Here is a 19,378-nt window from a genome sequence, read left to right as displayed (position 1 = left end):
CAATATCCCCATATATCTGTATTCGCCTATCCATAACAAGAGCAGGCAACAGACCAAATCATCTATCAATCGATACCACATTAAACTCATTTCATTCTCTTTTTCACCCCTATCATCCACCCACCATCCAACCCATAGAACAATCATTTTATACATAGAACGATAATTCTCTACATCGAATGATTCCTGAGTTCAATACCTTTGCCGGTAACAAAATCCTGAAGTGGCATTTGATGAATCCTGATTCCAGGCTTCATATCAATGAGCTGGCCCGGGAGCTGGGCATCTCTCCATCAACAGTATTGCGATATGCCAATCTATTCCAGAAGGCCGGGATTGTTACCATACATAGAATCGGAACTGCCCACCAGATCATCCTTAATAACGAAAAGCCACTGGTAAAGGAGTTAAAAAAGTGTGCCATACTCCTTCTCCTGAATGAATACGGTATTGAGGAGATTGCCAGGGAGATTTCCAAGGATTTTTCCGGGGAGAGTTCCGGGGAGAGTTCCGGGGAGAGTTCCGGGGAGAGTTCCGGGGAGGGTTCCGGGGAGGTTTCCAGGGAGTTTTTCGGAGATGATTCCGGAGAGAGAGAAAAAGATACTGCTGAGCATGTTTCCAGAGATATGTCCGGTGATAACGCCAGAAGAACTGAAATAAATGTCGTCTCGGAGAATGATGAATCCACATATCCGGTATCTGATCATGGGGGATCTCCGAATATAATATCGGTTGCATTGTACGGGAGTGCTGCATCAGGCACATTCAATGATACAAGTGATCTGGATATCCTTGTCATTGGTGAAGTAGACCATGTGGATAAGGATAAGATCCTCAGCATTCAGGAGAAGATTGGAAGGCCAATACAGCTCACCGTCATTCCATGGTATCGATTTGAAAGGAAGAAAAAAGAAGGCGATCCTTTTGTACAAAGCGTTCTTGAAAACCACATACTTCTCTTTGGAGCCGAGCTATGAAATTACTGAAGACATTTGATAAACTCAGGCTCTCAAGGCACAATATACAATATGGCGGATTTCTAGCTGAATTCGAGGAAGCATCCTTCTCTGTTGAATTTGCCGGGGATTTTCTGGTTTTTATTGAGAATAGCCACCGATAAAACGAAGAAATACTAAAACAACATGGACCGAGCGGGATTTGAACCCGCGGCCTCTACCATGCCAAGGTAGCGATCTCCCCCTGATCTATCGGCCCACTGACCTTATACTATTTGCAGGAGTCGCATAAATAGATTGTTTATTTGCCAGCCCCGAGGGGGCGATAACGGCGAGGGAAGCACCTGTGCAAACCCCCTCCATCCTTCGCATCTCCTCCATCTTCCACACCCCCACGTTCTTCGCGGCTTTCCCATCCCTCGCATCTCTTCCGTCCTTCACATCTCTTCCACCCTTCACATCTCTCCCTTTATTCGCATCTCACCCATCCTTCGCATCTCTTGCATCTCCTCTGCCGCCCGCCGCCGGGATTCCTCCGTGCTGACGGTGACAACCGGGCGGCCGGCCCGGATGACCTCTCTGAGGAGGGGGGCCGCCCCGGTGGGGGGTGCCTCTGTGAAGGGGAGGATGCGGCGGCTGCCGTTTTGGAGGCGCCACACCTGTTTCCGGCCGCTCCGTCGGCCTCGCTTGGCGATTGCCAGGGTGTTCTTCTCAACAATATCTGCTGAGAAGTCGATGACGGGGGCATTCGCAATGGCGCCGCCAACCCCAAACGCATCAACAATATCAGCAAGGGCTGCGACATCAGGTGCAGTGACGCCGCCGGAGAGAAAGATTTGGACATCCTGGTAGCCGTGGGTGTCGAGTTCCCACCTGACCTCGTCGATGATGGAGCGGATATCGCCCCGGCGGGACCGCGGAGTATCGAGCCGGACCGCCGAGCAGCCGATCCGGGCAGCAGCAAGGGCCTCGGCCTTCTCATCAGAAAGCGTATCGCAGAGCATGATCCGGGGCACATCAGGATCGGCATATTCCGCGAATGCCGCCCACGCCGATTCGGGAGTATCAAAGGAGAGGACGAAGGCGTGGGGCATTGTTCCTGCAAGCGGTATCCCGTCGGGGGCGGCCGTGTTGCTCACCCCGGCAACACCCCCAATCCAGGCGGCCCGCTCGATCATGGGGGCAATCGCCGGGTGCTGGCGTCGTGAGCCAAACGAATAGACCGGCCGCCCCGCTGCAAGCGAGACGACATGGGCAGCAGCCGTTGCAATCCCCGAAGCATGGCAGAGGAAGCCGAGAAGCGCGGTCTCAAACCGGGCAATATCCTGGTAGAACCCCTCGATAACCATCACCGGCTCGCCCTCAAAGAAGATGGAGCCCTCAGGAAGGGAAGAAACAGTGACCGGCTTTCCGGAAAAAAGCTCAAGTACCGAGTCAAGCCCCGCCAGGATGCCAAACCCGGACGGAAGCGAGGCAACTGATACCTCCAGCACCACATGGGGATTTACCCCCGCCTTCTCAAGCACCGCCTGCGAGCGGAGAAAATAGACATCAGTACACCCGCCGTTCTGTATCAGGTCAGGTTCAAGGCTCCCAAACCGGCTCATAGAATACAGATCAACCCTCCAGGGATAGAAAGATTGCGAAGAAGTGCCCTGGAGATAGCAGAAGTGCACTGTGAGTTGGAATCACCACCCAATTGGTGACGAATGTACCACCACATCAGTAAATGGCAATACACATCCGCCGGAAAAGACAGATAAGCTCCAGAAATCCAAAAAAGCCTCAATCAGAAACAGGGGAAAAGCCTGCCCCGTCTGATGGTGAAGGTGACCAAAACCATCAGCCTCAAAGGCAACAGGAGCACAACACCTCCCCTGATATGGCAATTATCGTTCACAGCAGTTAAGTGTATGCATCATATCAGCCCATGAAAATCATCAGAGTAATAAAAAAAGAACAAATAAAACCCATTTTAAACCTTTTTTGCCATATGAACAAGAGAGAGCTCGGATCACGCATGGCAGGCGATAGCTTTTTGTACCGGAAAAGTCATGCCATCCATATGCCTCATCAATGAGGCAGGAGAAGAAAAATGGCAGATTTTAAATCCTGGGCCGATGAGCGGGTGCAGCAGCTCGGCTGGATAGAGATGGGGCTCGTGAAACTCAGCGTCTTTGCCTTTGCGCTCATGGTGGCAAAGCTCTGGGAGCCGATCCTTGCCCTTGACTGGTACTGGTATGCACTCATCTTCATCGCAGCAGCAATACCGCCCGCCATCAGGATCTTCAGGCAAAGATAGGCTTCAGCAGATCGAAACGCACGGCGGGGCATGGGAAGAAAACCGGGGCAGGAGACCATCTGGACATCAATTGCACGAGAACGCACACGGAAGCTGCCATTACACATCAGGAATCAGCAGTCCACTCACTCATCAAGGATCTTCTGCATCAGGTGGATCTCAAGGTTGCAGTCAGGCAGCGGCCGTCTTCCCTGGATTTCAAACTCGCTCACAGAAAGAGCATGAATACGGGCAAACCCGGCCTTCTCAAAAAGCATCCTGGATCCGGGGCTTGTGCATTCAGCAACCGCAACACGAAAACCACGTTTTTTGGCCTCTGACAGGGCAGTCTGGAGAAGGCGTGTTGCAATACCTGCACCCTGATACTCCGGTGCAACCCCGACCGCAGCAACATGCATGCATACGCCCTCCCCCTGTGCGAAGATCTCCTGCATCGGGCGGCTAATCTCTTCCAGCAGAGCCATCGCAACAGAAATCCGCTCTAAGTCCTGGCTGTTGAGATCCTCAGACATCTGGAGTTCCCCTGTCGCAACCGGATCATCACAGGCGATGATGCCGACAGGACGGTTCTCCTGGCTGCAATCCCTCGCAATCCAGCTGAGCCTCTGGGAGAGGAAGTTGCTCCCCCTGCCATAGAGGGTCCGGGTGATAAAATCCATCTGCTCCCGGCTTAAGCCGATGCACTGCCCCAATGGCTCACGATCATAAAAGATATCGATATAGAATGGTACAAAAGAATCGAAATCATGGACCAGAAAACGGTCTATTGCGATTCCATTTGCAATCGGATTATGCTCTCCCGTCATAAATAGTGCTCCTGCTCGTGCTCGTAGAAAAGCCAGAGCACACCTGCGCCTTCATATGTTCGCAAGAGACGTGATAAAGCCCTCACCCCCTGATGAAGGTCCCGTTCCGGTATTCAGCAAGAGCCTGCCTCACCTCGGCATCTGTATTCATAACAATCGGCCCACCCCGAAGGGAGACTGAGAGAGAATGTGCAGCAAAACGGCAGCAGAAACTTTTTTAGAGAAAAAAAGAAGAAAATATCAAAGGCTGAAGCTTCTTATGCCTCTACAGCTTCAAATCCAGCCTGCTGTTGCTGCTGCTCGTAGAGTGCCCGTAACTCCTCCTCAGAGAAGTCCAGCATCCCGGCATCAAGGTTTTCCTCAAGGTACATATCCAGGTACCGGTTTATTGGAAGCTGTGTTTTGATATCGCTTTGTAGATCCTCTTTCGTCATCCCAGCCTGCTCAAGCTCCGTGTTCAGCTGCTCTTCCCCGCCAAACTGTGCTGCGAGCTGCTGATACTCGTCCTGTACATCCTCGTCAGTCACCGCAATACCCGCATCTGCTGCCTTCTGGGAGACAAGCGTTGTGGCAATGAGATTATCAACAACCTGTAACCGGAGCATCTGCATCATCTCCTGGTTCTCCCCGGCATCCGTGTCAAAACCCATCATCCTGAGCTGTTCCAGCTCCTGCTCCTCGGCAGCGACCATGGCACTTCTCTGGATCTCCTCACCATTTACAACAGCAATAGCTGCATCATCAGCACCATCGGCGATAGCAGCGTCATCCTGCTCAATATCGGCTTCAGCCATGAGTGTTTGCAGATGTTCATCAATCAGGCGCTGCTCGGTCTCCATCATGAGCTGCTGTTCAAGATGGGGACGGGCCTCTTCAAACCCATTCTCTTCAGGTGCAGTTGGGTCCATCACTCCACCCGGATCATCCATATCTCCGGGATCGCCAATCGGTATCGGTTCTTCACCAGGTACCGGCTCTTCACCTGTGCATCCGGCAGTAAAAGCTCCTGCCAGCAGGAAAAAAGCCGCCAGACATACTATCAGTACTCTCTTCATCATCTCTTCACTCAACCTCGAACCTGTATAATCTCACATTGGATACCAAAATACTGCATAGCAATACCCTGGCATACCATCTCCTCATGAACAAAATGCTGCTGTACTCCACAGGCAGAACCGTCATGAGCAACCCAGGAGCCTGTATGATAAACCACAGTCAGACCGGCACCGGGGAATCAAAAGCGGGGATGGATACAACCCATATCCGGGTATACCCAGCCACATGCCAGGAGCAAACATCACACAGAGTGATGCGTCCTGCGCTCTCCAAACCCGGCAACATCCGGTTTATCCTGGTTTACTCAACCACATGGGTTTATTTTGCGTTTGAGCCCGCCCACCAAAAGGTTTCTGGTAACAGTCCATGGCGCAGAGATGATGCCTGCATACCCACAACAAAGGCCAAACCATCTCCTTCAATAATCCTGAAGTAAAACACTTCTCGTGATGCCCACATACCCGGAGCGTGAACCATGTTTAGGGATCATCGGAGGAACAAGCCTCCTTTTTGCAGACCTTCCGCCACTTGAGGAGAAGATCATCCCGACACCCTATGGCAAAGCAGTCGTCCATTGCGGCGATTTCTGCCTGGTGCCACGTCATCAGAACACACTGCCACCACACCGGATCAACCACCGGGCACACCTGGCAGCACTCAGAATTCTCGGAGTTGACCGGATCGTGGCATTTGGATCGGTCGGATCACTGAAAGTGGACCATCACCCGGGATCAGTACTTATCCCACAGGACTTCATCAGCATGAGCGGGATCCCGACATTCCATGACACCACCATCACCCATGTCATGCCAGGACTGGACCACGAGCTGATCCTGAAACTCAGCACAACACACCCTGATGTGAAGATCGGCGGAACCTACATCCAGACGATCGGTCCCCGGTTCGAGACCCCGGCAGAAGTCCGTGCACTGGCAAAGATTGCCGACATGGTCGGTATGACAGTTGCAAGCGAGGCAACACTTGCAGCAGAACTGGGCATGAGAATCGCAGCCATCTGCACAGTTGACAACTACGCAAACGGCATAGGCGATGAAACAATCAGCTACGAGACAATTGTTCGCGCTTCAAAAGAAGGAGCAGGCAGAACAAGTAAGATTCTGGAAAAAATTGTACAGGAGTTTTGATTGCCATGATACCATACAACAAGCAGACAACAATTCTGATCCGGGATGCAAACCTGGACTGCCAGAAGACCGACATCTACATTGAAGGGGGAATAATCCAGGCAGTCGGCGAAGGGATCCGATCCCGGTATAAAAACACCGCTGAGATCGAGATCGATGCAGGGGGCGACATCATCCTCCCCGGCCTTGTCAACACCCACACCCATGCTGCAATGAGCCTCCTGCGGGGCTATGCAGATGACATGATCCTCTTCGAATGGCTATCTGAAAAGATCTGGCCGCTTGAAGCCCATCTCACCGGAGATGATGTCTACTGGGGCACCCGGCTTGCATGCCTTGAGATGATCAAGTCGGGAACAGTCGCCTTCAATGACATGTACTTCCACATGGACCGGGCAGCAGACGCGGTTGAAGAGTCAGGGATGCGGGCATGCCTTGCCCATGGCTTCATCGACCTCTTCACCGAAGAGAAACGTGAAGCCGAGATCAGGGCAACAACAGAATTCCATAAAAACCTCAAATCCCGGAACAACCCTAAACTAACCTTTGCAACAGGCCCACACGCCCTTTACACCGTCTCGCCTGAGGGGCTGTCATGGTGTGCCAGTTACGCAAACGAACACGACAGCGGTATCCATATCCACCTCTCTGAGACGCAGCAGGAGCTTGATGACTGCATCAAAAACAACAATGCCACCCCGGCAGCTTACCTGGACACAAGCGGCATCCTGACGGACCGCACCGTCGCCGCCCACTGCTGCTACCTTGATGAGGCCGAATGCGAACTCCTTGGACGTCGCGGTACCGCAGCATCCCATAACCCGGCAAGCAACATGAAGCTCGCAGGCGGCCGGGCAATACCGTACCAGGCCCTGTTGGATGCGGGCGCACCCATCACCCTCGGAACCGACGGGTGTGCCTCAAACAATAACCTCGATCTCTTCGAGGAGATGAAGATCGCAGCGCTCCTTCAGAAGTTCAGCACCAGGGATCCGACAATCCTCCCGGCTGCCGAGGCAGTTGATATCGCAGCACGAAACGGGGCAGCCGCACTCAGAACCGGCGGCGGAATAATCTCACCCGGGTTTGCTGCCGACATCATCCTGGTGGACAGGAATGCCATCTGCCAGGCACCATTCCACAACCCGCTCTCAAACATCGTCTATGCCTGCGGCGGCAATGCGGTGAGGACCGTCATCTGTGACGGAGCAGTCCTGATGCATGACCGCGAGATCCCAGGAGAAGACGCAATCCTTGCCGGGGCAGAGGCAGCAGCAGTCTCACTTGTGAAACGAAGAGAAGAGGAGCTGCTGGATCAGGCCTGAAACCAGGTTTTTCATTTTTTAAAAAATTTTGTTTTACCCCCCACCAGCCGGGGGGAAGAGGACGACGAGATCGCCGTCTTTGAGTTCGGTATCAAGCCCGTTGATAAAATTGATATTCCGGCCGTTTACCAGGATATTTACATAATCCTGAAGCTCCCTGCTGCCCTCTTCAAAGATCTCGTCCCGGAGCCCCGGATACCGCTCCATAAGAAGGGTAAGGAGATCAGATAGGGTTGAGCCATCATTCAACTCCTGGGTGAGCCTGGATTCCATCACATTCCTGAGCGTGGCAAATGATTTGACGGTTACCTGCATATCCCTCCTCCACTTCAGTTTTCCATGGATTCATACGTCCATGTATCCTTTCGTTCGATCCGGCCTCCGATGCCTGCCCTCACGATACAGGCAAACGGCTTCTCCGGTTCAGAGAAGGCCGAGTTCTCGCAGTTTCTCCTCTGTCGGTACACCTTCAGCATCCCATCCGCGAATGCTGTAATACTCGCTGAGAAGTGGTTCAGGCTCCCAGACCCGGCCCTTTGGACCGCCCTCCTGAAGCGGCTCTGAGAGAAGGCGTTTGGGCAGGGTATCATCTGCTTTTGTATAGCCGACCTTGATATTGAAGAGTTTCTGAAGATTCCAGATCCGCTCTCCAATTTTGAGGAAGCCTGCTGCATCAAGGTCCGTTCCCATTGTTGCAGCTGTCAGGTCCGCATAATCTGTGGCATCAAGGGCAAATGAACTGAAGAGACACATACCGGATGCATCAATTGCAGCCGAGAGATCCTGGAAGATCTGTACCCACGCAGCTTTTCCCTCATTAACATACGGATCAAGTTTCTCAGGAGCACCAAGCACCTCAGGCGCAACCAGGTATCCATAGACATGATCGCCGCCCCGGTTCGATGTCGCATAGGAGAGGCCATGTCCCTGCAGGCCGCGTGGATCATAGGCAGGCAGATCCTGTTTCTTGACACTCATTGAGAGTTCGGGATGGCCGTGCCGTTCTGCAAATCGATATGAACCATCCGTCAGCTCAGCGCCAAACCCTTCACGGCGGCCAATCTGCCTGACCAGATCAACGATACCCGCGGATTCGCCAAATGTCGGTCCTTCATTGATATAGCCCTTCTCCCGCATCTCCATGGCACAGGCAATCGTTGTCGGGGTGCCGATTGCATCCAGCCCGAGCTTGTTGCACTCCCATGCAGCCCTGGTAATGACGTTGAGATCATCAATACCCAGGTTCGCACCAAATGCCCAGATCGGTTCATACTCAGGCCCTTCATTCACAACGCCGTCAACCTCACAGACACGGGAACACTTCACAATACATGCATAACAACCCGAGTTCTTCTTCAGGATGGTCTCTGCCATCCGCTCACCAGAGATATTCTCTGCCTTCTCAAAATATGCGGTCTGGAAATTCTTTGTCGGGAGGATATAATTTTCATTGATGATATTGACAAGAACAGCTGTTCCATAGGTGGTGAGGGCCTCACATATACCATTCTCCTGGAGCTTTGTTCTGATCCGCTCCTTCACCGCATTTAGCCGGTCTTTATCACCCTCATCGATCCTGAGATTCCCGGTGGCAACGATGGCTTTGAGATTCTTTGAGCCGAGTACTGCCCCGGCACCACCCCTGCCTGCAGCACGATCGCGATCATTCATCACACAGGCAAGAAGGCTCTTCGTCTCTCCTGCAGGACCAATACAGGCGACCTTCGCCTTTGTATCATCAAGATCTGCAAGTAATGCGTCGGTTGTCTCATGGACATCCATCCCCCAGTAGGAGGAGGCATCACGCAGTTCAGCTGCACCTTCATTGAGGTAGAGATAGACCGGCTTCTCAGATCGTCCTTCGAAGACAACAGCATCAAATCCGGCCTTCTTGATCTTCCATCCAAATGTTCCACCACTATTTGCGGACATCAGCGTGTTGTTGAGTGGAGATTTCGTGCTCACCTCGTACCGGCTACCAAGAGGAATACCGGTTCCGGTTGTTGGCCCTGATGCCAGGACGAAGACATTCTCAGGTGAGAGTGGATCAACAAGGGGATCCATCCTGTCTGAGATGATCTTTGTTCCAAATCCACGGCCACCGAGGTAATCCCTCTTGAGATCGGCCGGCGTTTCCTGTATATCGATCGTGCCTCTGGTGAGATCGACATACGGAATCTTTCCTGCATATCCATCCATCTGTGTCATAACCAAAACCTCCTGGTACGAAAGGATGGGAAAACGACTCAGTTCTTTAACCCACCCGTTTGGACACCTGACCAGGCATCCATTGCTCGATTTAAGTTAACCACGTTAATATATTCTTCGGAGACGGAAAACCGACAGGCCCACCTGATTTTAAAGAGAGAGAATAACCAGGTCAGATCAGGGAAACAAAAGCTCAGTTCCTTCCATCTTATCAACAACAAGCCTTGCTATCGCCAGATCCTGGATTGCAAGGCCGGTTGAGTCAAAGATCGTGATCGCATCAGGTGACGACCGCTTCTTCTTCTGAATCACCACCTCGCCGAGTGTCCCGCTGATCTGATCAGGACTGTATACCCCCTGGCTGATTGGGACATTGACTTCGCCTGAATGAACCGCCTGTTCATAGTCATCGATGAATACCTCAGATCGAAGCAGAAGCGCCGGATCAAGCTCCTGTTTGCCGGGTGCGTCGGCACCGATTGCATTGATATGGGTACCGGTCCGTATCCAGTCGGAGCGAATCAATGGCTCACGGGACGGCGTTGTTGTAATCAGGATATCGCAGTCACAGGCCTTCTCAACAGTATCAACGGGGATACTCTCATATGCGGGGTACTGTGCGGCAAAAGCCTCCCTGGTCTTCTCCTTCCTGCTCCAGACAAGAATTTTCTCAAGAGCAGCGTCCTCTGCAATTGCCTGGAGCTGGGCATGCGCCTGCCTGCCGGCACCAACAAATCCAAGGGTGAGCGGGCGGGAAGATTGGGCTGCAAGATGGGTCACAGCAACAGCACCGCCAGCTCCTGTTCTCATATCGGTCAGGGCGGTTGCATTGATAAACGCAGTTGGAAACCCGGTTTCCGGATCAATCAGGAGCGTGGTTGCCATCACTGTCGGAAGGTTGCGGGATGGATTCTCCGGGTGAACCGAGACTATCTTCACCCCTGCAAGACCAATGCCAGGAATTGATGCGGGCATCGTCCGGAAATCACCCTCTGGAAAGGTGATGTAGATCTTGGACGGCATCTGGACATTGCCTCTGCCATGCTCTGCAAAGACCTCCCGGATTGCCAGGTTTACTTCAGCATACGTAAGGAGTGAGTGACTGTCAGGATAATATTTCATGCTAAATCATTTCATTGAAGGCTACTTTTGTCTGCCGATTTTGAAAAATAAAGGAACAAGACAATTCATAGCAGCTGCCACCAATCCAGCCACTCAGATCCCAATGATATCCCGCAACAGTGCAAGCGTCTCCTCAGGTGTTCCCTTCCGTCCAACAAGCTGCACCTCCACCCGTTCAAGGAGCCACCGGTAGTACGTCTGCCTTGCCTCTGCCTTATACCCGCTCTTCACAAGCAGATGGGGGTTGAAATAGGAGTTGTGTTCAAGCATCGACAGTGCCTCATCCGGGGAGAGCGTCCGTACCTCCACCTCTTCTGGTGTCAGGATCAGAAGCCGCCGGAGCGTTGTCAGGGGAAAGATCCGGCCCTTCCCGATCGCCCACCGGAGATCAACAACCGCCCGCCCTTCTGCATCATAATCTGCCCGCTTGAGCAATGGGGCAAAGGAAGGCCATGCAGCAGCAAGATCAGCCCGTATATAAAAGTTCTTTTCACTTGAGTATGCAAGCGCTTCACCTCCGAAGATCCTGAAGAAGAACCAGTCGTCTGCAATTGCCCTGACGGACTCATCAAGCAGAAACCCATATGTCTGGGTCGTCTTTCCTGCACCCGACGTCCCGACGATCGCAAAGCCTTCACCCCGGTAATCCAGACAGGCACCATGACACGACGCAATCCCGTGGCCGTCTTCCAGGATATCGCCCGCAAGAGCAAGTGCAATCGACTTGATCCACCCGTAATAGGTCATATTAAAGAGGAATGCTGTCTTTGAGACGGGATCGTACCGGACTGCGTTTTCGGGAAACGCCTCGTTTTCGAGGACAAAGAGACGGCCATGCGACCGGATCGACTGCGATGCAAAAAAGAAGTTCTCGGAATAGCGGTTCTTCACCTCATCCGAATCCGTGAGCAGCTTGATACAGCACCCATGGATCTCGCTTCTGACCTCGTAAAGCCGGGACCTGTCAAGCGAAGACAGGAGTTTATCCTTCTCACCCAGATCGATGAGAACTATCTCATACCCCATGGGAAAGGGTTGTGGTGAAGGGTTATCAAGCCTTCTGTGGGTTTAAGATCAGAATTGAGAGGGTCAGGCAGTCTCAACGCTCTCGGCATCCTCAAGACCGAGCTCTTTAATTGCGATCTCACGCATCTTGAACTTCTGGATCTTGCCAGAGATGGTCATTGGGAACGAATCGACGAACATATAGTAGCGGGGTATTTTGAAGTGGGCGATCCGGCCTTTGCAGAACGAACGGATCTCCTCCTCGGTCAGGGTAGCGCCATCCTCAACTTTCACCCAGGCCATCAGCTCCTCGCCATACCTGATATCAGGAACCCCGATCACATAGACATCCGCTATCGCCGGATGGTTATGCAGGTACTCCTCGATCTCGCGGGGATAGATATTCTCGCCACCCCTGATCACCATCTCTTTCAGCCTCCCGACAATCCGGAAATATCCTTCCTCATCCATGACACCGAGATCGCCGGTATGGTTCCATCCATTTGGATCAATGGTGTTATGGGTAGCGCTTGGATTGTTGTAGTAGCACTTCATCACCATGTATCCGCGGGCACAGATCTCGCCCGGCTCTCCCCGTGGCACAAGCCGCCGGGTATTGGGATCAATGATCTTCAGCTCGGTATGCGGCATCACACGCCCGACAGTAGATACCCGCCGTTCAAGGGGATCCGTCACTGTCGACATCGTCACCCCGGGTGCCGTCTCGGTCTGGCCATAGACGATGACAATCTCGGACATATGCATCCGGGTATTCACCTCCTTCATCACTTCTATCGGGCAGGGAGATCCCGCCATGATCCCGGTCCTGAGCGTATCAAGTGAAAAAGAGTCAAAATCAGGATGCGACAGTTCTGCGATGAACATTGTTGGAACACCATGAACAGCTGTACAGCGCTCATCCTGGATCGCCTGGAGCACCGCACCTGCATTGAAGACAGGGGAGGGGAGGACCATCGTCGACCCATGGGTTACACAGGCAAGGTTTGAGAGCACCATCCCAAAACAGTGATAGAACGGAACCGGAATACAGAGCCGGTCTTTTTCGGTAAACCGCATCCCCTCGCCGATGATAAACCCGTTATTCATGATACTGTGGTGGGAGAGGACAACCCCTTTTGGAAACCCGGTTGTTCCGGACGTATACTGGATATTGATTGGATCATCAAACTCCAAAACAGCCTCCCGTTCTGTGAGCTCAGCTGATGATACCTCGCCAGCCTTCTCGCAAATCTCATTCCAGGTAAACATCCCGCTCTTCTTCTCTTCACCCATGAAGATGACATGTTTGAGGAAAGGAAATGAATCGGCTTTGATCTTTCCGGGCCGTGACTCTAGCGCCTCGGGACATGCCTCGTAGAACATGCCGACATAATCGGATGTCTTAAATGAATCCTGCAGAATCAGGGTCTGGACCTCGGCCTGCCTCAGGGCAAACTCAAGCTCATAAGTCCGGTATGCAGGATTGATATTCACCATGATAGCCCCGATTTTTGCTGTGGCAAACTGGATAATGACCCATTCAGCATAATTCAGAGCCCAGATTGCGACACGGTCACCGCGCTCAACCCCAAGCGACATCAGCCCGCGGGCAAAGCGGTTCACCTCTTCAAGAAATTCCCGGTAGGTATACCGTATTCCCTGGTGTACAGAAACAAGAGCTTCGGTATCCGGATATTTCGCTGCGATACGATTGAGCATATCACCAATCGTCTCACCCATCAGCGGTATCTCCGAGACACCGCATGCATAACTGCCAACCACCATTCCTTAACACGTAACAGCTACAGGAGAAAAAAAGTATCGAAACAATAGTTCGGAATATTTAAATCAGGATAGCACAATTTTATATTGGACAAAAGGGGGTCGTGGCCTAGTCCGGTATGGCGACGGGCTCCAGCGGTCTTGGCGTATGATGAACAATCGGGTCTGCTGATTTGATTAAGATGATGACCCGTTGGAGCGCTGATGCACAATTATCCGCTTCTCACGCCTGTCGGAGAGACCCGTCGATCGTGAGTTCAAATCTCACCGACCCCACCTTTTTCCCACACATTGCCACTCTTATTCTGAAATAACAGGAAACCTGCAGGCAGGTTGATCGAAAGACAGCTGCTTGACAATTTATATAATTACGAATCATATCAATACAGCAAGGCAGGAACATCTGTATGTATGCAATAGGTGAAGCATTAGTTGGAGATGGCGCAGAACTTGCGCACATCGATCTTCTGGTAGGAGATAAGAACGGGCCTGTAGGAACCGCATTTGCCAATGCACTATCCCAGCTCTCGGCAGGACACACGCCTCTTCTGGCTGTGATCCGACCAAATCTCCTGACAAAACCCGCAACCGTCATCATTCCGAAAGTGACGCTGAAACGGACAGAACAGGTAAACGAGATGTTTGGACCAGTTCAGGCGGCAGTCGCAAAAGCAGTTGCCGACAGCCTGGAAGAGGGGCTCTTTGCCGGTATGAATATCGATGATATCGTCATCATCGCCAGTGTCTACCTTGCGCCGGATGCAAAAGACTACAATAAGATCTACCGGTTCAATTACGGCGCAATGAAACTCTCGCTCTCAAGGGCATTTGAACAGTTCCCTGACGAGAAGACGATCCTCCATGAGAAAGACCGGGCAGCACACGCTGTTATGGGATTCAAGGTTCAGCGTCTCTGGAACCCGCCATATCTCCAGGTTGCACTGGATCTTGTTGATATGAAACAGGTTGAACGGGTCTTAACAGAACTCCCCGCAAACGACCACCTGATCATTGAGGCGGGCACGCCGCTCATCAAGCAGTTCGGCCTCCAGGTCATCAGCGAGATCCGAAAGATCAGGCCAAACTCCTTCATCATCGCCGATCTCAAGACACTCGATACCGGAAACCTCGAGACACGGATGTGTGCAAACGCTTCAGCAGACGCAGTCGTCATCTCAGGGCTTGCACCAGTCTCAACCATTGAGAAAGCCGTCAAAGAGGCCCGGAAAACCGGAATCTATGCGATCATCGATATGCTCAATGTCAAGAGCCCGGTTGACCTGGTCAAGTCACTTGCACAGGCAAACGCCCTCCCCCACATCGTTGAGATGCACAGGGCAATCGATGCCGAGGGATCAGACTATTCCTGGGGCGACATCCCCGCAATCAGGAAGGCTGCAGGCGGGAAGGTGCTGGTAGCAACAGCTGGCGGCATACGGGTGAATGTAGTTAAGAAAGCCCTTGAATCAGGTGCAGACATCATTGTTGTCGGCCGTGCCATCACCGCAAGCAAGAATATCCAGAACGCAGCAGAAGAATTCTTAGCAGAGATCAACCAGGAAGAGATCGATCAGTTCCGTATCATGACGGACTTCTAAACACTTTTTTTTAAACCCATCCCAAGGCTTCAACACAAACATCCCGATACGGGTACTGCATGGTGCGTTGGCAGCGAGACGTCAGGCTACACACCAGCACTATGCTCAAAAAAAAGAAAAGGGTGACGAGGACGCTTTTTCAGGCCTCAACAATCTCAACAAGCGTTACTTCAAAGATGAGGTTCTTTCCGGCGAGCGGGTGATTTGCATCAAGTGTGATCGAGTCATCATTGATCTCGGCAACACCGACTTCAATCACCTGGTCTTCTCCAACCTGCACCTGGAAACGGTCTCCGACACTTGGAGAGATATCCGGTGGGAACTGGTCCTTTGGTACCGGGAAGACGATCTCTTCGTTGCGCTCGCCATATGCCTGGTCTGCAGGTACTTCAATGCGGCGGGACTCTCCTGCCTCCATACCTTCGATACCCTGATCGAACCCTGCAATCACCTGGCCGGCACCGACTTCGAACTCAAGCGGTTCGCGTTCGAGCGACGAATCAAAAACCTCGCCGTCTTCGAGTGTACCGGTATAGTGGACCTTAACATGATCACCAATTGCTACTGTTGTCATATCCAGAGACGTAAGGGTTGATGCTATAAGAAAGAATCGGATCGGGCGATGAACACTCCCTTCATTATAGAATCTTGAGAAACCCGGTTCTCCAGACAGGGAAAAGGTAGAAGAACAAGATCAGCATTCAGACTGCAATATGAAAAAGAACCCCCACCTGATCCAGCAGATGACGGCAGCAGAGTATCGGGATCATCCGTTTGACATCGTGATCCTCCCACTTGGATCCCTCGAAAGCCACGGCGGCCACCTTCCCTTTGGAACAGACGCACTTACTGCCGCAATCCTTGCCGAAGAGGTTGCAGAGAAGATCCCCGGTGCAGCCGTCCTTCCGGTTGTCCCCTATGGGGCATCTGATCAGTACCGCAACTTCTCTTTCACCGTCTCGCTTGGTTTTGAGACCCAGACTGCCATTATCAGGGATATTCTGCTCTCGGTGTATCGTGAGGGCATCAGGAACATCTTCATTCTCAATGGTCATGACGGCAATATCGCACCAATCGAGATTGCCGCACTCAAGGTGAAGGCCGCTCATCCGGATATGAATATCATCACACTCGGTGCATGGTGGGAAAGCCTCGGGCCCCTCCTTCCGGATGGCTTCTTCGAGGTCTGGGGAGGGCTTGGACACGGCGGCGAGGGAGAACTCTCAATTGGCCTTGCACTCTTTGAAGAGCTCTGCCAGCCGGAACTCGCCAGGGGACGGGTCCCGGACCTCCCGGAGTTTGGGAAGATGATCTGGCTCTCTTCAGAGATAACCGATACCGGCGCAACAGGAGATCCGACAAAGGCAAGTGTTGAGAAAGGAATGGTGATGAAAGAAACACTGGTGGATGCAATCGTTGCAATGCTCACCAGGCAGAATGAGACGGGCTGGAAAACCGGGTATACAACCTGAGAGATCAGATTTCAATATTTGGGTTGAGCAGCGTCTCCTCATCGCATCCATGGAGCGAGACAGCAGCAAGAGCCCCGATAACCCCCCTCCCCCCGGCAAGACGGATACCGGTCTCTTCAGCCAGAGCCGCTGCCTCCTCGCGGGTAATTTCCTCCCGCCGGACCTTTGCCCCATAGGCACGAAGCAAGGGGTGTACCCTGATCCCAACTCTGACCGCAACCCCCCATTCTTCTGAGGCAGACTCACCTGAGACAAACGAGATCGCCTGATCAATGATCGCATCCAGATGATCGGGCTCAGCAGCAAACTCGATGAGGCTGCATGAGTTGCCAGCAGTCTTATTGGCAACCCCCGGCCAGAGCATGGCAACCTGGTGGGCAATCGGCTTCACCCCCTCAGTCCTGCCGAGCTGCTGGAGCAGGGCATAGGCAAGGGCAAATGTCGCACCATCACCAGCGGAGTCGGTATCATCAACCCCGACGACAACAAGCGAGAGTGCCTTTGTATAGACATCGCCTTCCACGATCGTCCCGCTCCGTCGGGTTGAAACCCCCAGAACACCCCGGGCACGTGACATCATCTCGGTGAGCGAATAGGACGGGCCACCGAAAGACCGGATGGTATGGACGATTCTGTCATCTTCCCGCTGAATCGAGATGACACCAACTGCCGGGAGCGGTGAAAGCCCCACATCCGCAGAGACTGAGCCGATCGCTCCACGTTCCCGGAGAAGGGTCCCGTCCCTTTTGACATGTGTCAGCACACCGCCGGTGCGGCCGTGATGATGCCTGCAGAAAGCCGCACACCCGGCACTCATACATTCATGGTAGATCTCGACGATATCATCATCACAGGTTGTAAAGATCCGCTTGCAGAGTGTCTGCGGCAGTGCTGTCCGGGCGACATACCGTGCAGGTTCCCTCCCTTTGCCGGGGGAATCGAGGATGATACATTCCTCCTCGAGAAGACGGTTGATCCAGTCCTGGGCAGTAGTCCTTGGGATACCAACAGCACCAGCTATCTGTGAAACAGTAAACGAACCGTCTTCAAGCGTTATACGCCTCATCAGGGAGAGGATTTTATTCCTCTTCTCAAGCACCCCGGCCATGGCAGTTCCTGATCAGTATGAGATCAGCAAGGATTGCACTTGCAGTGGGAATCGGGCCTGCACCCTTTCCGATGAAGGTTACAGGCCCGGCAAGGTCACAGCAGACAGATATCGCATTCAGTGTCCCGTCAACAACCAGCGGGTGATCGAGCGGGATAAGACGGGGCGAGACCCTGACCTGGTTCTTCTCAGGCAGGATCTCCCCGATCAGCCGAATCGTGGCACCCTGGTCTTCAGCCAGCGTCAGCGACTCGGCGGTGATCAGGTCGATACCATTGATCTCCACATCTGCCAGGTCCACATTCATCCCGAGGATGGTGTTTGCAAGGATCACCAGCTTGATCGCGGTATCGATCCCCTGGACATCATAGGTCGGATCAGCCTCCGCATACCCGAGATCGCGTGCTTCCTGGAGCGCCTGGGAGTAGGTCAGGCCCTCGTCACGCATCCGTGTCAGGATATAGTTGCAGGTGCCATTGAGAATACCGTGAAGAGAGCGGACAGAGTTCCCTGCAAGCCCGCTCCTGAGTGCATTGACGATCGGAACAGCACCGGCAACCGTCGCCTCGTACATGAGATGGGCGCCGGATTGATCGGCAGTCTCCTGCAGCGCCTGGAAGGCACAGGCGATCGGCCCCTTGTTGGAGGTGACAACATGCTTTCCAGCACTAAGGGCAGACCTGATGATCGACGTCGCAGGTTCTCCGCCATTTGCATTTGTCGGCGACGTCTCGACCAGAATATCAAAGGCACCTGAAGCAAGGATATCAGATGCAGCAAGGCCGGCTGTACCGCAGAGGCCGGTCTCTCTCTTGAAAGCGAGCACTGTGTCAGGATCAAGTCCTTCTGGCGCGATGACTGCGGATTTCGAATCAGCAATTGCTGTCACGCTGAAGCCATGATCGTCTGCGGCAAGCACCCGGGCAAGTCCCTGGCCAACTGCCCCAAATCCGATGATGGCAATCCTCATTCCACACCCTCCAGCGGTTCGAGCACAAGGATATTTTTTCGTCTGGAGACCGAATGGAGGAGTGCAACCGCCCGCTGCATATCCTCTGGAGAAACGGCACGTATCGTCATCTTTGCAGTTGAAGGCTCGTTTATTGCGGGCATCACCATGTGGAGTTCAGAGACCTCTGCATACCCGGTCTGGTCAATCTGATCAACTGTGTCCGTCAGATCCGTATGCATCAGATGACCGATCATGATCAGGGTCTGTTTCTGGAGGAGCCGCTCCTTGCCGATCCGGATCACGCCGCAGCCCCGGTCCCGGAGGATCTGGATCAGTGTATCCAGTTTCTTCTCAGGGAGTTCCAAAACAACATCCACGGTCAGGGTATTTGCAGTTGATGTCGGATCGCGCTGGTGGATGATAGTAATGATATTGCCACCTATATCCGAGATGGGTTTTAATGCCCCAAGCAGTTGCCCCGGTGTATCCTTTAACTCGAGCTTCATTGAGATCTGCACTCTGGATCACTCCCTGTTGTATA

19 protein-coding genes and 2 tRNA genes are annotated in these 19,378 nt (G+C 52.9%); 7 read left to right on the top strand and 14 right to left on the bottom strand.

Annotated features, from left to right (window positions below):
• Nucleotides 1-179 precede the first annotated feature (179 nt).
• Nucleotides 180-977 (top strand): nucleotidyltransferase domain-containing protein, encoded by a 798-nt coding sequence (locus ABCO64_RS06740; RefSeq protein WP_343089294.1) that lies wholly within the window; start codon nt 180-182, stop codon nt 975-977.
• Between the two features lie 166 nt (nt 978-1,143).
• Here the strand turns inward: ABCO64_RS06740 and ABCO64_RS06735 are convergent.
• Nucleotides 1,144-1,215, bottom strand: a tRNA-Ala gene (locus ABCO64_RS06735).
• A 196-nt stretch (nt 1,216-1,411) separates the two neighbouring features.
• Nucleotides 1,412-2,563, bottom strand: a complete 1,152-nt coding sequence (locus ABCO64_RS06730) for a nicotinate phosphoribosyltransferase (protein ID WP_343089293.1) — start codon at nt 2,561-2,563, stop codon at nt 1,412-1,414.
• A 488-nt stretch (nt 2,564-3,051) separates the two neighbouring features.
• On the opposite strand from ABCO64_RS06730, the gene ABCO64_RS06725 reads away from it, so the two are divergent.
• Complete coding sequence (locus tag ABCO64_RS06725; RefSeq protein ID WP_253458671.1) at nt 3,052-3,258, top strand: hypothetical protein; 207 nt, start codon at nt 3,052-3,054, stop codon at nt 3,256-3,258.
• A gap of 125 nt (nt 3,259-3,383) precedes the next feature.
• Here the strand turns inward: ABCO64_RS06725 and ABCO64_RS06720 are convergent, their stop codons facing one another.
• The 3 genes from ABCO64_RS06720 to ABCO64_RS06715 form a co-directional block, all read right to left on the bottom strand.
• Nucleotides 3,384-4,064 (bottom strand): GNAT family N-acetyltransferase, encoded by a 681-nt coding sequence (locus ABCO64_RS06720; protein WP_253458673.1) that lies wholly within the window; start codon nt 4,062-4,064, stop codon nt 3,384-3,386.
• Between the two features lie 82 nt (nt 4,065-4,146).
• On the bottom strand, nt 4,147-4,221 hold the full coding sequence (locus tag ABCO64_RS10970; RefSeq protein WP_292615945.1) for a pirin-like C-terminal cupin domain-containing protein: 75 nt from the start codon (nt 4,219-4,221) through the stop codon (nt 4,147-4,149).
• Between the two features lie 100 nt (nt 4,222-4,321).
• A complete protein-coding gene (locus ABCO64_RS06715; RefSeq protein ID WP_253458675.1) occupies nt 4,322-5,122 on the bottom strand; it encodes a SurA N-terminal domain-containing protein in 801 nt (266 codons plus the stop codon).
• A gap of 447 nt (nt 5,123-5,569) precedes the next feature.
• On the opposite strand from ABCO64_RS06715, the gene ABCO64_RS06710 reads away from it, so the two are divergent.
• Nucleotides 5,570-6,265, top strand: coding sequence for an MTAP family purine nucleoside phosphorylase (locus ABCO64_RS06710; protein ID WP_253458677.1), 696 nt, complete (start codon nt 5,570-5,572; stop codon nt 6,263-6,265).
• Nucleotides 6,266-6,270: 5 nt separating this feature from the next.
• On the top strand, nt 6,271-7,590 hold the full coding sequence (locus ABCO64_RS06705; RefSeq protein ID WP_253458679.1) for an amidohydrolase: 1,320 nt from the start codon (nt 6,271-6,273) through the stop codon (nt 7,588-7,590).
• 33 nt (nt 7,591-7,623) lie between these two features.
• Here ABCO64_RS06705 and ABCO64_RS06700 read toward each other — a convergent pair whose 3' ends face one another.
• The 5 genes from ABCO64_RS06700 to ABCO64_RS06680 all read right to left on the bottom strand — a co-directional run bounded on the left by ABCO64_RS06700 (nt 7,624) and on the right by ABCO64_RS06680 (nt 13,710).
• Nucleotides 7,624-7,905 (bottom strand): ubiquitin-like small modifier protein 1, encoded by a 282-nt coding sequence (locus ABCO64_RS06700; RefSeq protein ID WP_253458681.1) that lies wholly within the window; start codon nt 7,903-7,905, stop codon nt 7,624-7,626.
• Between the two features lie 108 nt (nt 7,906-8,013).
• Nucleotides 8,014-9,798 carry an aldehyde ferredoxin oxidoreductase family protein gene (locus ABCO64_RS06695; RefSeq protein ID WP_343089292.1) on the bottom strand — a complete coding sequence of 595 codons (1,785 nt, stop codon included), beginning with the start codon at nt 9,796-9,798 and terminating at the stop codon, nt 8,014-8,016.
• Nucleotides 9,799-9,975: 177 nt separating this feature from the next.
• Nucleotides 9,976-10,920, bottom strand: coding sequence for an ornithine cyclodeaminase family protein (locus ABCO64_RS06690; protein ID WP_253458684.1), 945 nt, complete (start codon nt 10,918-10,920; stop codon nt 9,976-9,978).
• Nucleotides 10,921-11,013: 93 nt separating this feature from the next.
• Entirely contained in the window at nt 11,014-11,946 is a 933-nt protein-coding gene (locus ABCO64_RS06685) for an aldolase (protein ID WP_253458687.1), read from the bottom strand.
• 63 nt (nt 11,947-12,009) lie between these two features.
• Nucleotides 12,010-13,710: an AMP-binding protein gene (locus ABCO64_RS06680; RefSeq protein ID WP_253458690.1), complete on the bottom strand. Its 1,701-nt coding sequence runs from the start codon at nt 13,708-13,710 to the stop codon at nt 12,010-12,012.
• Between the two features lie 95 nt (nt 13,711-13,805).
• Here ABCO64_RS06680 and ABCO64_RS06675 point away from each other — a divergent pair.
• Both ABCO64_RS06675 and ABCO64_RS06670 read left to right on the top strand, forming a co-directional pair.
• Nucleotides 13,806-13,983, top strand: a tRNA-Trp gene (locus ABCO64_RS06675).
• Between the two features lie 131 nt (nt 13,984-14,114).
• Nucleotides 14,115-15,305, top strand: a complete 1,191-nt coding sequence (locus tag ABCO64_RS06670) for a bifunctional 5,6,7,8-tetrahydromethanopterin hydro-lyase/3-hexulose-6-phosphate synthase (RefSeq protein WP_253458693.1) — start codon at nt 14,115-14,117, stop codon at nt 15,303-15,305.
• A 139-nt stretch (nt 15,306-15,444) separates the two neighbouring features.
• Here ABCO64_RS06670 and ABCO64_RS06665 read toward each other — a convergent pair whose 3' ends face one another.
• Nucleotides 15,445-15,879 carry an FKBP-type peptidyl-prolyl cis-trans isomerase gene (locus ABCO64_RS06665; protein WP_292615911.1) on the bottom strand — a complete coding sequence of 145 codons (435 nt, stop codon included), beginning with the start codon at nt 15,877-15,879 and terminating at the stop codon, nt 15,445-15,447.
• 139 nt (nt 15,880-16,018) lie between these two features.
• Here ABCO64_RS06665 and ABCO64_RS06660 point away from each other — a divergent pair, with 139 nt between their 5' ends.
• Nucleotides 16,019-16,777 (top strand): creatininase family protein, encoded by a 759-nt coding sequence (locus tag ABCO64_RS06660; protein WP_253458697.1) that lies wholly within the window; start codon nt 16,019-16,021, stop codon nt 16,775-16,777.
• Nucleotides 16,778-16,781: 4 nt separating this feature from the next.
• Here the strand turns inward: ABCO64_RS06660 and ABCO64_RS06655 are convergent, their stop codons facing one another.
• Genes ABCO64_RS06655 through ABCO64_RS06645 form a run of 3 tightly spaced genes read right to left on the bottom strand, consistent with a single transcriptional unit; the run spans nt 16,782 to nt 19,343 of the window.
• Nucleotides 16,782-17,885, bottom strand: a complete 1,104-nt coding sequence (locus ABCO64_RS06655) for a sugar-specific transcriptional regulator TrmB (protein WP_253458700.1) — start codon at nt 17,883-17,885, stop codon at nt 16,782-16,784.
• Nucleotides 17,869-18,855 carry a homoserine dehydrogenase gene (locus ABCO64_RS06650; protein ID WP_253458704.1) on the bottom strand — a complete coding sequence of 329 codons (987 nt, stop codon included), beginning with the start codon at nt 18,853-18,855 and terminating at the stop codon, nt 17,869-17,871. The genes ABCO64_RS06655 and ABCO64_RS06650 overlap by 17 nt, the downstream gene beginning before the upstream one ends.
• Nucleotides 18,852-19,343, bottom strand: a complete 492-nt coding sequence (locus tag ABCO64_RS06645; RefSeq protein ID WP_253458707.1) for an amino acid-binding protein — start codon at nt 19,341-19,343, stop codon at nt 18,852-18,854. The genes ABCO64_RS06650 and ABCO64_RS06645 overlap by 4 nt, the downstream gene beginning before the upstream one ends.
• Nucleotides 19,344-19,378 lie beyond the last annotated feature (35 nt).

Origin of the sequence: Methanocalculus natronophilus, from assembly GCF_038751955.1 — an archaeon.
Taxonomy (GTDB): domain Archaea; phylum Halobacteriota; class Methanomicrobia; order Methanomicrobiales; family Methanocorpusculaceae; genus Methanocalculus; species Methanocalculus natronophilus.
Note: the sequence above shows the minus strand (reverse complement) of the source record. Positions and strands in the feature narration are given on the sequence as shown.

Bases quoted from the DNA above. Each gene is read 5' to 3' on its own strand.
- ABCO64_RS06740 (WP_343089294.1), top strand. From the start codon at position 180: ATGATTCCTGAGTTCAATACCTTTGCCGGTAACAAAATCCTGAAGTGG.
- ABCO64_RS06730 (WP_343089293.1), bottom strand. From the start codon at position 2,563: ATGAGCCGGTTTGGGAGCCTTGAACCTGACCTGATACAGAACGGCGGG.
- ABCO64_RS06725 (WP_253458671.1), top strand. From the start codon at position 3,052: ATGGCAGATTTTAAATCCTGGGCCGATGAGCGGGTGCAGCAGCTCGGC.
- ABCO64_RS06720 (WP_253458673.1), bottom strand. From the start codon at position 4,064: ATGACGGGAGAGCATAATCCGATTGCAAATGGAATCGCAATAGACCGT.
- ABCO64_RS06715 (WP_253458675.1), bottom strand. From the start codon at position 5,122: ATGATGAAGAGAGTACTGATAGTATGTCTGGCGGCTTTTTTCCTGCTG.
- ABCO64_RS06710 (WP_253458677.1), top strand. From the start codon at position 5,570: ATGCCCACATACCCGGAGCGTGAACCATGTTTAGGGATCATCGGAGGA.
- ABCO64_RS06705 (WP_253458679.1), top strand. From the start codon at position 6,271: ATGATACCATACAACAAGCAGACAACAATTCTGATCCGGGATGCAAAC.
- ABCO64_RS06700 (WP_253458681.1), bottom strand. From the start codon at position 7,905: ATGCAGGTAACCGTCAAATCATTTGCCACGCTCAGGAATGTGATGGAA.
- ABCO64_RS06695 (WP_343089292.1), bottom strand. From the start codon at position 9,798: ATGACACAGATGGATGGATATGCAGGAAAGATTCCGTATGTCGATCTC.
- ABCO64_RS06690 (WP_253458684.1), bottom strand. From the start codon at position 10,920: ATGAAATATTATCCTGACAGTCACTCACTCCTTACGTATGCTGAAGTA.
- ABCO64_RS06685 (WP_253458687.1), bottom strand. From the start codon at position 11,946: ATGGGGTATGAGATAGTTCTCATCGATCTGGGTGAGAAGGATAAACTC.
- ABCO64_RS06680 (WP_253458690.1), bottom strand. From the start codon at position 13,710: ATGGTGGTTGGCAGTTATGCATGCGGTGTCTCGGAGATACCGCTGATG.
- ABCO64_RS06670 (WP_253458693.1), top strand. From the start codon at position 14,115: ATGTATGCAATAGGTGAAGCATTAGTTGGAGATGGCGCAGAACTTGCG.
- ABCO64_RS06665 (WP_292615911.1), bottom strand. From the start codon at position 15,879: ATGACAACAGTAGCAATTGGTGATCATGTTAAGGTCCACTATACCGGT.
- ABCO64_RS06660 (WP_253458697.1), top strand. From the start codon at position 16,019: ATGAAAAAGAACCCCCACCTGATCCAGCAGATGACGGCAGCAGAGTAT.
- ABCO64_RS06655 (WP_253458700.1), bottom strand. From the start codon at position 17,885: ATGGCCGGGGTGCTTGAGAAGAGGAATAAAATCCTCTCCCTGATGAGG.
- ABCO64_RS06650 (WP_253458704.1), bottom strand. From the start codon at position 18,855: ATGAGGATTGCCATCATCGGATTTGGGGCAGTTGGCCAGGGACTTGCC.
- ABCO64_RS06645 (WP_253458707.1), bottom strand. From the start codon at position 19,343: ATGAAGCTCGAGTTAAAGGATACACCGGGGCAACTGCTTGGGGCATTA.